Genomic DNA, 14,335 nt, shown 5'->3' with positions numbered 1-14,335 from the left:
TTGAGTGGCGCAACCAGACCATTATACTGAACTGTTTCTGACTGCTTCTTTTTCGGACGCGTAGTCCGACTTCCAGCACCATTAAGGCTAAAAAGATTTCATGCGACTTGATAAGTTTATCGCTCAGCAACTCGGCGTAAGCCGCGCTATTGCCGGGCGTGAAATTCGCGCCAGCCGCGTAACCGTGGACGGCGACATTGTGAAAGACAGCGCTTTTAAACTCCAGCCTGAGCACCAGGTGGAGTATGACGGCAACCCGCTGACCCAGCAGAATGGCCCGCGCTACTTCATGCTCAACAAACCGGAAGGTTACGTCTGTTCAACGGACGATCCGGATCACCCGACGGTGCTCTATTTCCTCGACGAACCTGTGGCGCACAAGCTGCATGCGGCAGGGCGACTGGATATCGATACTACCGGCCTGGTGCTGATGACCGATGACGGCCAGTGGTCGCACCGCATCACCTCCCCGCGCCATCACTGTGAGAAAACCTATCGGGTGATGCTTGAGTCTCCGGTCTCGGATGACACGGCAGAGCAATTCGCGAAAGGCGTTCAGCTGCATAATGAGAAGGATCTGACCAAACCGGCGGTGCTGGAAATCCTCACCCCCACGGACGTCCGTCTGACCATCAGTGAAGGCCGCTACCATCAGGTAAAGCGGATGTTTGCCGCCGTGGGCAACCACGTTGTGGGGCTGCATCGTGAACGTATCGGCGCGATTGAACTCGATCCAGACCTGGCCCCAGGGGAATATCGCCCGCTGACGGAAGAAGAGATTGCCAGCGTCGGGCTGCCTTCACGCTAAATTCAGGAGAACCCTGTGACCACCAGGCCACACTCGTCGTTTAAAATTGTATTTATCCTTGGCCTGCTGGCCATGCTGATGCCGCTGTCTATCGATATGTATCTGCCCGCGCTGCCGGTGATTTCCGCGCAGTTTGGCGTACCGGCAGGCAGCGCGCAGATGACGCTCAGCACCTACATTCTTGGTTTTGCCCTCGGTCAGCTCTTTTATGGACCAATGGCCGACAGCCTGGGGCGTAAACCGGTTATCCTGGGCGGGACATTGATATTTGCCGCGGCGGCGGTGGCCTGCGCGCTGGCGCAGAGTATCGATCAGCTGATTGTGATGCGCTTCTTCCATGGCCTGGCGGCGGCTGCGGCAAGCGTGGTGATTAACGCGCTGATGCGCGACGTCTACCCGAAGGAAGAGTTCTCACGCATGATGTCGTTCGTCATGCTGGTCACGACAATTGCGCCGCTGGTCGCCCCCATGGTGGGCGGGGCGGTCCTGGTGTGGTTCAGCTGGCATGCGATTTTCTGGATCCTGGCGATTGCCGCGCTGCTGGCCTCGGTGATGATCTTCGTCTTTATCGATGAAACGCTGCCGGTCGAGCGACGTCAGAAGTTCCACATTCGCACCACGCTTGGCAACTTTGCCTCGCTGTTTCGCCATAAGCGTGTGCTCAGCTATATGCTGGCCAGCGGCTTCAGCTTTGCCGGAATGTTTTCGTTCCTGAGCGCGGGGCCGTTTGTGTACATCGAACTGAACCATGTTTCACCCCAGCATTTTGGTTACTACTTCGCGCTGAATATTGTGTTCCTGTTTGTGATGACCATTATCAACAGCCGCTTTGTCCGGCGGGTTGGGGCGCTGAATATGTTCCGCGCCGGGCTGTGGATCCAGTTCGTGATGGCTATCTGGCTGGTATTGAGCGCGTTGCTGGGCGTCGGTTTCTGGGCGCTGGTGGTGGGCGTGGCGGCGTTTGTCGGCTGCGTATCGATGGTTTCATCCAACGCGATGGCGGTGATCCTCGACGAATTTCCGCATATGGCGGGCACCGCCTCGTCGCTGGCAGGAACGTTCCGTTTCGGAATTGGCGCGATAGTCGGGGCGCTGCTCTCGACGGCGACGTTTAATACCGCCTGGCCGATGCTGTGGGCGATTGCCCTCTGCGCGACCTGCTCCATACTCTTCTATCTTTACGCCAGCCGGCCGCGAAAGACGGCGCATAAATGACCACTTAAGGCCCGTGACGGGCCTTTTTGTTGACCCATATCAACCAACCCTCCGTTCGTTTACCCTGTGTTTGTTTCTTTTATGTAAAATCTATTTATGTAAAAAGTCACATCATTGTATTTAAAAAGGTTGAGTTAGATCGCAGAAACGGGTACATATAGCGCCGACGCGAGCCTGCAACGCCTATAAAATCCGCTAAACAGTGCAGGTTGGCGATGATGTGTTACTATAAATGTAAATAAATTGTGAAGTAAATTTGCTTCCGGGGATCTGAACGTGAATACATTACAACTCTCCATTGTCCATCGCTTGCCCCAGAGCTATCGCTGGTCGACGGGTTTTGCAGGTTCGAAAGTTGAACCGATTCCGCAAAGCGTTGCCGGGGAGGATAATTGTCTGGTGGCCCTCAAACTGCTCAGCCCGAGCGATGAAAATGCGTGGCCGGTCATGGAACGTCTCAGCCAGGCGCTGACGGACATCGAAGTGGACAGCTCCGTGCTGGAATGCGAAGGTGAGCCGTGCCTGTTTGTTAACAGCCAGGATGAGTTTGCCGCCACCTGTCGTCTGAAAAACTTCGGCGTGGCCATTGCCGAGCCGTTCTCCGGTCAATATCCTTTCTGAGTGCTAGTCAGCGGACAATAGCTGGCGCGTGTAATCCTGCGTCGGCGCGGTGAATACGCGCTGGCACTCTCCCTGCTCAACGACTTCTCCCTGCCGCAATACCACCACCTGATGGCAAAGCGCACGCACCACCTGTAAATCGTGGCTGATAAAGATATAGGCCAGCCGATGCTTTTCCTGTAGCCCCTTCAGCAGCGCCAGAATTTGCGCCTGCACGGTGCGGTCCAGGGAAGAGGTTGGCTCGTCCAGCACGATCAGCTCCGGTTTCAGGATCAGCGCGCGGGCAATCGCTATACGCTGGCGCTGTCCGCCGGAAAACTCAGCCGGATACCGGTGCCGGGTCTCGGGATTTAAACCCACTTCCGCCATCACCCGCTTCACGTCGATTTCACGCTGTTGCGCCGTCATGGTCGGCTGGTGGACGCGCAGGCCCTCTTCAATAATCTGTAATACGCTCAGGCGCGGGTTAAGCGAAGAGTTTGGATCCTGAAATACCACCTGCATCCGCGGACGCATGGGAAGCATCATCCGGCGATTCAGGTTTTGCAGCGGCATGCCGTCAAAAACAATGCTTCCCTGAGAGGCGATCAGGCGCAGCAGCGCCAGGCCGGTGGTGCTTTTGCCTGAACCGGACTCGCCCACAAGCCCAAGCGATTCGCCCGGACGCAGAGCGAAGCTCATGTCTTTCAGAACATGATTGTGATCGACCACGCGACGCAAAATGCCTTTGCGGATCGGGAATGACACCGACAGCCCCTCAACCCTCAGCAACGGCGCGCTGTCAGCGTTAAGCGGAACCGGGTCGCCAGCGGGTTCGCTATCGAGCAGGCGCTGTGTATACGGGTGCTGAGGCGCGCTCAGCAGGGCGGATGCCCGGTTCTGTTCCACGCAGCGGCCGTTTTGCATCACGGCCACCGCGTCAGCGAGCTTTTTCACGATGCTCAGGTTGTGCGTAATAAACAGCAGGCTCATGTTCAGCTCGTCGCGCAGTTCGCGCAGCAGTTGCAGAATTTGTGCCTGTACCGTGACGTCCAGCGCGGTAGTAGGTTCATCGGCAATCAGCAGTTCGGGGCGCGTGAGCAGGGCCATTGCAATCATCACGCGCTGGCGCTCGCCGCCGGAAAGCTGGTGCGGGAAATCGTTCAGCCGTTTCGCCGCATTACGGATACCGGTGCGTTCAAGGCAGTCCAGAATTTCACCCCGCGCTGCCTCTTTACGCATTCCCCGATGAAGTGACAGCACTTCATAGAGCTGTTTTTCCAGGGTATGCAGTGGGTTGAGCGACACCATCGGCTCCTGAAAAATCATGGCGATGTTGTTGCCACGAATGCCGCGCAGGGTTTGCTCGTCAGCGTTCAGCAGCGATTGTCCATGGAACAGAATATCCCCCTGCGGATAGCTGACCGGCGGGGAAGGGAGCAGGCGCAGCACCGACAGCGCCGAAACGCTCTTACCGGAGCCGGATTCCCCGACCAGCGCCAGCGTCTCTCCACGCTGGATCTGCAACGATAAATCCGTCACCACCGTGCGTGATTCGCCCTGTTTTGAAAACGCAATCGACAGATTCTCTATGCTCAGAAGAGGCCGGGTCATGTCATACCGCCTTGTTGGGATCGAAGGCATCGCGCACGGCTTCGCCAATAAAAATCAGCAGGGAAAGCAGCACCGCCACGGAGAGGAATGCGGCGATGCCCAGCCAGGGGGCCTGGAGATTGTTTTTGCCCTGCAACAGCAGTTCGCCAAGGGACGGTGAGCCCAGCGGCAAACCGAAACCAAGAAAATCAAGCGACGTCAGGGTGGTGATGGAGCTGCACAAAATAAACGGCAGGAAGGTAAGGGTCGCCACCACCGCATTGGGAAGCATGTGGCGGAAGATGATTGCGCCATCGCTCACGCCTAACGCCTGCGCGGCGCGAATATAGTCGTAATTCCGCGTACGCAGAAACTCCGCGCGTACCACGCCGACCAGCGCCATCCAGCCGAACAGGACGGTGATCCCGAGCAGCCACCAGAAGCCAGGCTGTACCACGCTGGACAGCAGGATAATCAGAAACAGCGTCGGCATACCGGACCAGACTTCAATCACGCGCTGTCCCCATAAATCTATTTTACCCCCGTAATAGCCCTGCACGGCGCCCGCCACAACGCCCATTACGCTGCTAAAGAGCGTCAGCAGCAGCCCAAACAGGAGCGAGATGCGGGTGCCATAGAGAATGCGCGCCAGCACATCGCCGCCGTTGGCGTCCGTTCCCAGCCAGTTTTGCGCGGAAGGCGGCGAAGGGAAGGGGGTGGACGTGGCGAAGTTAATACTGTTCGCGCCAAAACGAATCGGCGCCCAGATAGCCCAGCCGTGCTGCGCTATCTGTTCACGTAACCAGGGATCCTGGTACTCGGCTGGCGTCGCAAACGGGCCGCCAAAATCGCTTTCGCTGTAGGTAGTCAGCACCGGCACATACCAGCGGTCTTTGAAATGCACCAGCAGGGGTTTATCGTTGGCAATCAGTTCCGAACACATACTTAAGGCGAACAGGACGGCGAAGATCCACAGCGACCAGTAGCCGCGACGGTTGTGGCGAAAGCGCGCCCAGCGGGCCTGATTGACGGGGCTTAAACGCGACATCAGCGGCCCTCAAAATCGATACGGGGATCGACCAGCGTATAGCTGATATCGCTGATGATGTTCAGCAGCAGGCCGATCAGGGTGAAAATGTAGAGTGTGCCAAACATCACCGGATAATCACGGGAGACGGTGGCCTCATAGCCCAGCAGCCCTAATCCGTTGAGCGAGAACATCACCTCTATCAGCAGCGAGCCGGTAAAAAACATACTGATGAACGTGGCGGGGAAACCGGCAATCACCAGCAGCATGGCGTTACGAAAAACGTGCTTCCACATGATCTGCTTTTCACCGACGCCTTTGGCGCGCGCGGTGACGACGTACTGTTTGCGGATCTCATCAAGAAAGGCGTTTTTGGTCAGCATCGTAAGCGCCGCAAAACCGCCGATGACCGTCGCCAGCACCGGAAGCGTGATGTGCCAGAAGTAATCGGTGATTTTCTGATACCACGGCAGGGTGCTGAAATCCGCAGAGACCAGCCCGCGCAGCGGGAAGAGGTCGAAATAACTGCCGCCGGCGAAAAAGACAATCAGCAGCACGGCAAACAGAAACGCCGGGATAGCGTAGCCGATGATAATGAATGTGCTGCTCCAGATATCGAAACGGCTACCGTTGTAGACCGCTTTTCGGATCCCCAGCGGAATGGAGACCAGATAAATAATCAGCGTCCCCCACAGTCCGAGCGTGATGGAAACCGGCAGGCTTTGTTTGATCAGGGTTAACACCGAGGCGCTGCGAAACAGGCTGTCGCCAAAATCGAAACGGACATAATCCCAGAGCATCCTGAAATAACGCTCGTGCAGCGGCTTGTCAAAACCATAGCGATGGGTGATCTCGGCGATCACCTCCGGATCCAGTCCGCGACCGCCCCGGTAGTGGCTTTCGCTGATGTTGCCCACGCCCGTCCGGGCATGGCTGGCCCCCATTCCTTCACCGCCGCCGCCCGGCATGCCGCCAGCGTGACCAAATTCTATTGCCGCAATTGCCTGGTCCACCGGACCGCCGGGGGCGATCTGGACGATAAAAAAGTTAATGGTAATGATGGCCCACAGCGTCGGGATCACTAACAGCAGCCGGCGGATAAGATAAGCGCCCATCGTCACTCCTTAACGCCGCTCTGCGGGCAATTTTGCGGCTTTATTCACGTCATACCACCAGGTGTCAAAGCCGAGGGTGTAGACCGGGCGAACGGCAGGCAGGGAGAATTTATCCCAGCGGGCCACGCGATCTTCGCCCATATACCACATCGGCAGCATGTAATAGTTCCAGGTTAAGACCCGATCGAGCGCGCGGCCAAGCGGCAGAAGCTTGTTCTTATCGCCCTGAGCGGCGACAATTTTTGCAATCAGCGCATCTATCACCGGGCTCTTTACGCCCGGGGCGTTGTAGGAGGAGTCGATATACCCCGATGCCCAGGAGATTTGCAGATCTGAACTCGGCCACGGCTGCGCGGCCCACAGGGTCTGCATCATGTCGTAATCGCGACTGCGCTTGCGGTTGGTTAACTGGGCCATATCGACCTGGCGGATATTCATGGTGACGCCAAGCCGGGCAAGGTTCTTCTTAAATGGCAGCACCCACTGATCGTTTGCGCCGGAGGCAATCAGCAGTTCGAAGCTGAGCGGTTTACCGGTTTGCACATTAACCCGTTGCCGATTTTTCAGCACCCAGCCAGCATCATCCAGCAGGTTGCTGGCTTTCAGCAGGTTGTCCCGGTCGAACCCGTTTCCGTCGGATTTGGGCGGTTCAAATACGCGGGTGAACACCTCCGGCGGGAGCTCCGCTTTCATTGGCGCCAGCAAAACCAGCTCGTCCGCGTGGGGATAATCACGGGCGGCATATTCAGTATTCTGGAAATAGCTGTTCGCCCGGCTGTAGGCTCCGTAAAACAGCGCTTTGTTCATCCATTCGAAATCAAACGCCAGGGTAATGGCTTCACGCACCCGACGATCGGAAAAAACCGGGCGCTGAATATTAAACGCCAGCCAGCGCGTGTCCTGCGCGGATTCGTTTTTGTGTTCGTCTTTAACGATATAGCCTTTCGCGAAATTTTTTCCGATATAGCGGGTCGCCCAATTTTTGGCGCTGTTCTCGACACGTAAATCAAACGCGCCCGCCTTAAATGCCTCGAAGGCCACGTTATCATCCAGGTAGTAGTCGTAGCGGATTGTATCGAAGTTCCAGCGGCCCCGGTTTACCGGCAGCGTGGCTGCCCAGTAATCTTTTACCCGGGAATAGATCACGTACTGGCCCATTCGCCAGTCGGTAATGCGATACGGCCCTCCGGCCAGCGGCGGGGTAGAGAGGGGATCGCTCAGCTTATGATTTTTCCAGAAGGATTCGGGCATGACGGGCAGGGAGAACAGGCTCAGCATATTCTCTTTGTTCGGCTCAGGGAGTTCGATTCGCACGGTCAGCGGGGCGATGGCTTTCACCGTGGTGCCCTTGTACACCAGACGAAACTGCGGCACGCCTTCGGTCATAAATTTATGAAAGGTGAATGCCACGTCACGGGCGCTAACCGGCGTACCGTCGTGAAAACGCGCCCGCGGATTAATCGCGATTTCTGCCCAGCTGAAATCATCGGCGTAACGCACGTTCTCAGCAACCAGGGGATAATAGCTGCCGGGCTCGTCGTCGGAGGTGACGAACAGCGTGTCATAGAGGGATTCGGTACGCGCTGCCGCCACGCCGCGCAGGGCAAAGCGGTTAAAGTTGTCAAACGTTCCCGTGGCGGAAAGCGTCACGTTTCCGCCTTTCGGGGCGGCGGGGTTAACGTAATCGTAGTGGTTAAAGTTAACCGCGTACTTCGGCTCGCCAATGACGGCAAAGGCCGTGCTCTCTTTGATGGTCTGCGCCTGGCTCGACAGGCTCACCAGCGCCAATAGCGTCAACACAACGCGCATAATCATAGTGCGGCGGATCCCTTTGTTCACAGGCAGGCTCGGTTGAACAGAATAATAAGGGACAGCGCCGTGATTGTGAAATTATTCCCCGAGCGTGATGTCGGGTTGCCACGTCCTGAACTGCTCCAGCGGCATCGGGCGGCCGATCCAGTAGCCCTGAAGATAGTTCACGCCATGCTCGCGCAGCCACGCCGCCTGCTCCGGCGTTTCAACACCCTCGGCAACGGTTAACATATTCAGGCGTTCTGCCAGCGTCAGCACCGCGTCAAGCACTGGCGAGGTGACGGTTTCAGTCCCGATGGCATTCACGAAGCCACGGTCAATTTTCAGGTAATCCATCGTAAAGCGTTCCAGATAGATCAGCGCGCTGTGGCCGGTGCCAAAATCATCGATGGCAATTTCAAAACCTTCTTCGTGCAGCCATTCGAACAGCTGATTAGCCTCGCGGTGGTTGATCATATCGCGCTCGGTTATTTCCAGCACAATCTGGAAGTGATCGGGTGGAAGGGCGGCGGCAAACGCGCGCATATCCTCTTTAAAGCTTTCCGCATGCAGATGCCCGGGCGCGATGTTGATCCCAAACTTGGCCCCAGGCGGGAGCACCGTTTGCAGGACAGGGGCATCGCGGATAATCAGGTCAAAAAGATGCAGCGTCAGCGGGACAATCAGCTTCTGCGCTTCAGCGAAATTAATAAAGGCATCCGGTGGAATTTCTCCCATCACCGGATGCTTCCAGCGCATCAGGACTTCCAGCCCGGTCATTTTGAGCGACTGCGCATCCACGACGGGTTGATAGACCACGTAAAACTGGTCGCGTTTGATGGCCGTTAGGATCTCTTTCCCCGGATTAAGACGGATAGTAAGAATATAGAAATTCAACAGGCCCGCCGCGATACCGCAGACCAGGCCGAAAAACAGGGCGTACAGCACTTCATCGGTCGTCCAGGCTTCCGCATAAACATGGATGGTCAGAGGCACATTTTTCAGCGTGGCGGTACGGACCGGGATATCAGGCAAATCACGCGCAGGGACCAGCGTTCCGGAATGGGTTGATAACGCATAATCGCCAATAATGATGGAAATACCGGCAAACTCATCCTGTCTTGAGGTGTAGAGGAGATAAGGAGTCAGGTTAAGATTAACGGAGGTAAATACACCGCCGTCCTTCACCAGTGGGTTGCGATACCAGATGGCAATCGCGGGCTTGTCCGGCATCATGGGGGTGCCCGGCAGGAGCGCCATATCAACCTGTTTATTGATGTGCAGTTCAGGAATAAGCGCTTCCAGAGGGACATTCATCGGGCCGGTGGCGGAAGAGCAGTAGGCGTTTTTATCCTTTACCAGCAAAAAAGCGCGCACGTTGATGCTAAAAGCCGCCCGGGAGGTCAGGGCGGCACTCACTTCCTCGCAGCTGTTTAGCGTGAGTGGCTGGAGCGTATCAATCGACATTTTGAGCTCATCGAAATAGCTCTCCATGTAGACGCTTAAATCGGTAATAAGGGTATCGAATCTGACGTCTCGCTTGTGATAACTCCAGTAAAACTGTAATGCTCCCAGGAGCAGGGCAGTGAATAACCCCGTAAGGAAACTGAGAAACAGAATCTTGCGGTTGCTGGAGAAGTAGCGGGTAAACATAGATGTCGTGATTCCTGAAATGCCGCTGGATAGTTATCAGTGTAACGGGCAAAAAAAAACACTGCCGGAGCAGTGCTTTTTTTATCGTATCGCCAGCCAAGGGATAACCAACGATACGACAGCAATATTAACTACGGCTCAGAACGCGGCGAGCTTCGTTGTAGCGCTTCTTCCAGTAAGGTTCGTTCATGCTGGAAATCGTCACACCACTGCTGGTGGAAGCATGGACAAACTGATCGTTACCGATATAGATGCCAACGTGTCGACCGGTTGAACCCGCTCTGAACAGGACTAAATCGCCCGTGCGCAGTTTAGTGCGCGAAATGGATTTGCCCATTTCCTGCTGCTCATAAGTAGAACGCGGAAGGTCTAACCCAAACTGCTCACGGAACGTACGCTGTACGAACGCGGAACAATCGATGCCTTTCTTGGTGCTGCCGCCCAGACGGTAACGCACACCTTTCCAGTCAGCATACTGATCCATAATACGCGACTTAACGTCGAGATTACGTACCATATTTTCAAATTCATCCTGAGAGGCTTGCAGTGAAGAGGAATCTTCCATTCCCACAACACGCGTCTCAGGATGCATATTCTTCGCGGTATTCGTCGTACTACATGCCGAAAGCAGAACCGCCACTGCAATCGCCGGGATCCCCCGCAAGATATATCTCAAGATTGGTTGAGATTTGACCATTTTGTTTGTTTTCCCTTGAAGTCCTTAACGAAAATATCGTTATAAAAATGCCAACCGTGACGAGACTAATAATCTGTTCACAATGAGACAATTCTTTATGGTGAAAACTGTGGCTCAACGCACAAAATTATTCACCATGATAATAATTATCTCAGTGGGGCAAAACGAGTTCGAGGTTAACCGATTGCACGGGGTATTGCGAGCAAAAAAGTCCATTTTTTTATAAGAAAATGTGATACACAAAGTTACAGCGCGGAATTGCTCAAAATGCCGCCATTCATATCGGTAATCCCTGCAATTGCTTCATTTTTATCACGAATTGTATGACGGGATGATGACAGCGTTGAATGACGCCGAAAAGAAGTGACGCAGGGATCGAAAACGATCCCTGATGAATGGTGTTAATTTTCGTTATTTATTTGTTTCCAGCTTGTTTAAATTTGCCAGGAAGATAGCGATCAAAAATGCCTATTATGCGATCGCTCAGTGGGGTCATCAGCACCCACGGTAAACCAATTAACACCGCCGTGAGGGAGCCTACGGCGATATCTGTCAGCCAGTGAGCGCCAATCATCACCCGCGGGAATGCAAATACCACCACAATAACCAGGGCGATGGTGAAGGCTTTTTTACCAAAATAGCGCAGCATGAAGCCTGCAAAAATCAGCAGCATCATACCGTGGTCGCCCGGGAAACTGTCCTTCGAGGCATCTTTGGTTGGAATATGAAGCAGCTCGCTGACGCGGTTAATATTCGGGAAAAAGAGCGAAGGACTGGCGCGTTTAACCGGCATCAGATGCTGCGCCAGCTGGTTGATAATCACGGCCGTCAGCAGCATCACCAGGCCGATAATCAGAATACGGCGACGACCCGTTTTGTCTTCCTTCAGCCAGAAGGAGAGCATCAGACAGCCCATTGCCAGCAGCGAACAGCCGTCAAACGCGCGGTTGTTGGTGATCGCCACCAGCCACAGGAAGGCTTCACTCTTCGCCAGCGCCTGGTTAAAGAAGTGGAACAGCCCGGAATCCAGCGGGAACCAGAAACCGTGATCCGCCGGGATATACCAGGAGAAAAAGATCGCCAGGCCGGCAGCGTTGAGCAATAAAATAGCAGGAAGTCGAGTCGTCATAGTCTTCAGCAATGTGTGAAATCAGGGGCAACGTTAGCCGCCCAAACTTAAACGAAGCTTCAACAGGCTTGACTGGAGGGCATTCCAGTCGGTATTAACCGCACTAATTAACTCTATCCGGCTGTCGGGTGGCGCGACGTTCTGGGTTTCAATAAAGAAATCCTCGCCCTGACGGTTAATGCGCACCAGACCATCCGGAGTGCGCATGATCCCTTTTACCCGCTCAACCGGCGCGAGTCTCGCCCATTCCAGTATACCAATGGTGTCGAAAACCGTATCGGCATCGAAGATCCACCCGCAGGCCTGATGCCCCTGGCCGCTGTTCAGGTTGCGACGCCAGCGCTGATGCTCCGGCAGGCTCAGTGCAGCCAGGCCTTGCTTCGCGCCGTGGCTATGCGAATGCTCAGCGCTGGCAGGCAGTTGCGTCTGGTTGAGGCGGGGAAGATCGAGCAGGGCGCCATCAATGTTGCCCTGGGTGGTCTGCACATACTGACGTCCACCGCCAGCCTGCTGCCACCAGGACTCGAACGCGGCCTGACTCTCAGCCGTCGCGCGATCGGATTTATTCGCCACGATAATATCTGCCGAGGCGAGCTGGTCGCGGAAATTGTCGTTATTGATCGCTTTTTCATCCAGCAGCTGGCGGGGGTCGAGCAGGCAAAGCGTCGCACGCAGCTCAAGCCACGGCTCGTATACCGGGGCGGTCAGTAAATCAAGGATTTGCTTAGGATGACCCAGCCCGGTGGGCTCAATCAGCAGACGGTCCGGCTTGCCCTGACGCAGCAGCGTATTCAGCCCGACCTGCATCGGCAGACCATTCACGCAGCACATACACCCGCCCGGGATCTCTTTCACCATCGCGCCGCTGTCGGCGAGCAACGCGCCGTCGATCCCCACTTCGCCAAATTCGTTGACCAGCACGGCCCACTTTTCTGCCGGGTCTTTATTGGCCAGCAAATGCAGAATGGACGTAGTTTTACCGCTGCCGAGAAAACCGGTGATCAGGTTGGTTTTGGTCACGTGCGCTCCGATAAATAATTGTGATGTAGTAACAACTATCTATCATCCTGACGAAAAAATCGGGCATTGAGAAGAGGGAGGGCGAACGGAGCACAAAACCGTTCGCCTTAAACGCAATAATCGCTAAATTTTTAACGTTTCGATAACGGCCTGGCGCGCGCCGAGCCGGACGAGGCGCTGGTACGCGCTGGTGATTGCCTCGACAAAGACAGGGTTTTGCGGCAGGTCGTCGCCAAAGATTTCATTTAGCGTCAGCAGGGCGCTAACGCGTTCTGCGTCGCTGCTGGTAGCGACAATGGCCTGAAACTTGTCGCTCAGCGGATCGCGTACGTCAATGGCGTTGCCCTGTTCGTCCGTACCGCTGACGTAGCGCATCCAGCCCGCCACCCCCAGCGCCAGTAATGGCCAGGCGGTGTTACGCTCAAGATGCACGCGGATCCCATCCAGCATGCGCTGAGGCAGCTTCTGGCTGCCGTCCATGGCGATTTGCCATGTACGATGCTGTAGGGCCGGGTTGGCGAAGCGGTCAAGCAGGCTGTCAGCATAGGCTGTCAGATCAACGTTGTTGATGCGCAGCGTAGGGGCCTGCTCATTCAGCATCAGCCTGCGGGCCGCCTCGCGGAAACTGTCGTCCTGCATACATTCATTTATGTGCGTGTAGCCGGCAAGGTAGCCCAGATACGCGAGGAAGGAGTGACTGCCGTTCAGCATCCGCAGCTTCATCTGCTCCCAGGGCAGGACATCCTCAACCATCTGTACGCCTGCCACCTCCCACTCCGGACGCCCGGCGACAAAGTTATCTTCCACTACCCACTGAATGAACGGTTCACAGCTGATGGCGCAGGGATCTTCAACGCCAAGTTCCTGGGTGATTTCCGCGAGTGAGGCGTCGGTGGCGGCGGGCACGATTCGGTCGACCATGGTGCCAGGGAAGCTCACGTGCGCCTCGATCCATGCGGCCAGCTCTGCGGAACGCTTTCCGGCCATGCCGAGAACGGCATTTTTCACCACGTGGCCGTTGTCGGGAATATTGTCGCAGGAGAGCACGGTAAACGCCGGCAGGCCCCGCTCGCGGCGGCGATGAAGCGCTTCAACCAGAATACCCGGCGCGGAATGCGGCTCAGACGGGTGCTCGAGATCGTGCAGGATGCGGCTGTTGCGCATATCCAGTTTTCCCGTCGCCGGATCGATGCAGTAGCCTTTTTCGGTAATGGTGAGGGAGACAATTGCCACCTGCGGTTCGCAGAATTTCTCAATAATGGCTGCCAGCGAGTCGAGTTTGGCGTTCAGGCACTCTTTTACCGCACCGATAATAATGGGCTGATTGCCTTCGGCACCTTTCTCCAGCACGGTAAACAGATGATCCTGCGCCCGGAGCTGGCCCATAAGGACATCGCCGCTAAAGAGGCTAATCTCACAAATTCCCCAGTCGCCTCCTTTGGCATTCAGTACCCGGTTTGTTAACAACGCCTGATGCGCCCGGTGGAACGCGCCAAAACCGAAATGGACGATGCGGGAGCGTAACTGCTCACGATCGTAGCGGGGCTGCTGGACATGAGCAGGAAGCGCGGGGGAGGCAATAGTCTTCATGTAATACACACCTGATTAACCATTAATTAACAATGCCAGTGTAAAGTTATATGACAACAAATTAAATTGGTAAGCCGTAAATATCCCTGTTATGTGA

At 55.5% G+C, this 14,335-nt stretch carries 12 protein-coding genes; 3 read left to right on the top strand and 9 right to left on the bottom strand.

The window, feature by feature from the left end; genetic code table 11:
• The first annotated feature begins 100 nt into the window (after window positions 1-100).
• The 3 genes from rsuA to FZF21_RS14465 all read left to right on the top strand — a co-directional run bounded on the left by rsuA (window position 101) and on the right by FZF21_RS14465 (window position 2,644).
• Window positions 101-808 (top strand): 16S rRNA pseudouridine(516) synthase RsuA, encoded by a 708-nt coding sequence (rsuA, locus tag FZF21_RS14475; RefSeq protein WP_017383401.1) that lies wholly within the window; start codon window positions 101-103, stop codon window positions 806-808.
• Between the two features lie 15 nt (window positions 809-823).
• Entirely contained in the window at window positions 824-2,023 is a 1,200-nt protein-coding gene (locus FZF21_RS14470; protein WP_017383400.1) for a Bcr/CflA family multidrug efflux MFS transporter, read from the top strand.
• A 276-nt stretch (window positions 2,024-2,299) separates the two neighbouring features.
• Window positions 2,300-2,644, top strand: coding sequence for a YejG family protein (locus FZF21_RS14465; protein ID WP_003859372.1), 345 nt, complete (start codon window positions 2,300-2,302; stop codon window positions 2,642-2,644).
• 3 nt (window positions 2,645-2,647) lie between these two features.
• On the opposite strand, the gene yejF is transcribed toward FZF21_RS14465, so the two are convergent.
• The 9 genes from yejF to FZF21_RS14420 form a co-directional block, all read right to left on the bottom strand.
• Window positions 2,648-4,237 (bottom strand): microcin C ABC transporter ATP-binding protein YejF, encoded by a 1,590-nt coding sequence (gene yejF, locus FZF21_RS14460; RefSeq protein ID WP_149121266.1) that lies wholly within the window; start codon window positions 4,235-4,237, stop codon window positions 2,648-2,650.
• 1 nt (window position 4,238) lies between these two features.
• On the bottom strand, window positions 4,239-5,264 hold the full coding sequence (locus FZF21_RS14455; RefSeq protein ID WP_015572302.1) for a microcin C ABC transporter permease: 1,026 nt from the start codon (window positions 5,262-5,264) through the stop codon (window positions 4,239-4,241).
• Complete coding sequence (locus FZF21_RS14450; protein ID WP_003859369.1) at window positions 5,264-6,358, bottom strand: microcin C ABC transporter permease YejB; 1,095 nt, start codon at window positions 6,356-6,358, stop codon at window positions 5,264-5,266. The genes FZF21_RS14455 and FZF21_RS14450 overlap by 1 nt, the downstream gene beginning before the upstream one ends.
• Before the next feature lie 9 nt (window positions 6,359-6,367).
• Window positions 6,368-8,173 carry an extracellular solute-binding protein gene (locus FZF21_RS14445; RefSeq protein WP_017383396.1) on the bottom strand — a complete coding sequence of 602 codons (1,806 nt, stop codon included), beginning with the start codon at window positions 8,171-8,173 and terminating at the stop codon, window positions 6,368-6,370.
• Window positions 8,174-8,248: 75 nt separating this feature from the next.
• The gene (locus tag FZF21_RS14440) at window positions 8,249-9,802 is read right to left on the bottom strand and encodes a cyclic di-GMP phosphodiesterase (RefSeq protein ID WP_059295361.1); all 1,554 of its coding nucleotides are present in this window, start codon (window positions 9,800-9,802) and stop codon (window positions 8,249-8,251) included.
• Window positions 9,803-9,929: 127 nt separating this feature from the next.
• Window positions 9,930-10,499 carry a bifunctional murein DD-endopeptidase/murein LD-carboxypeptidase gene (mepS, locus tag FZF21_RS14435; protein ID WP_003859364.1) on the bottom strand — a complete coding sequence of 190 codons (570 nt, stop codon included), beginning with the start codon at window positions 10,497-10,499 and terminating at the stop codon, window positions 9,930-9,932.
• A 415-nt stretch (window positions 10,500-10,914) separates the two neighbouring features.
• Window positions 10,915-11,628, bottom strand: coding sequence for a phosphatase PAP2 family protein (locus FZF21_RS14430; protein ID WP_017693036.1), 714 nt, complete (start codon window positions 11,626-11,628; stop codon window positions 10,915-10,917).
• Window positions 11,629-11,661: 33 nt separating this feature from the next.
• A complete protein-coding gene (locus FZF21_RS14425) occupies window positions 11,662-12,648 on the bottom strand; it encodes a GTP-binding protein (RefSeq protein WP_059295359.1) in 987 nt (328 codons plus the stop codon).
• A gap of 123 nt (window positions 12,649-12,771) precedes the next feature.
• Complete coding sequence (locus FZF21_RS14420; RefSeq protein ID WP_149121267.1) at window positions 12,772-14,238, bottom strand: fructuronate reductase; 1,467 nt, start codon at window positions 14,236-14,238, stop codon at window positions 12,772-12,774.
• Between the last annotated feature and the right edge of the window lie 97 nt (window positions 14,239-14,335).

The organism is Enterobacter sp. LU1 (assembly GCF_008271405.2).
Taxonomy (GTDB): domain Bacteria; phylum Pseudomonadota; class Gammaproteobacteria; order Enterobacterales; family Enterobacteriaceae; genus Enterobacter; species Enterobacter hormaechei_C.
Note: the sequence above shows the minus strand (reverse complement) of the source record. Positions and strands in the feature narration are given on the sequence as shown.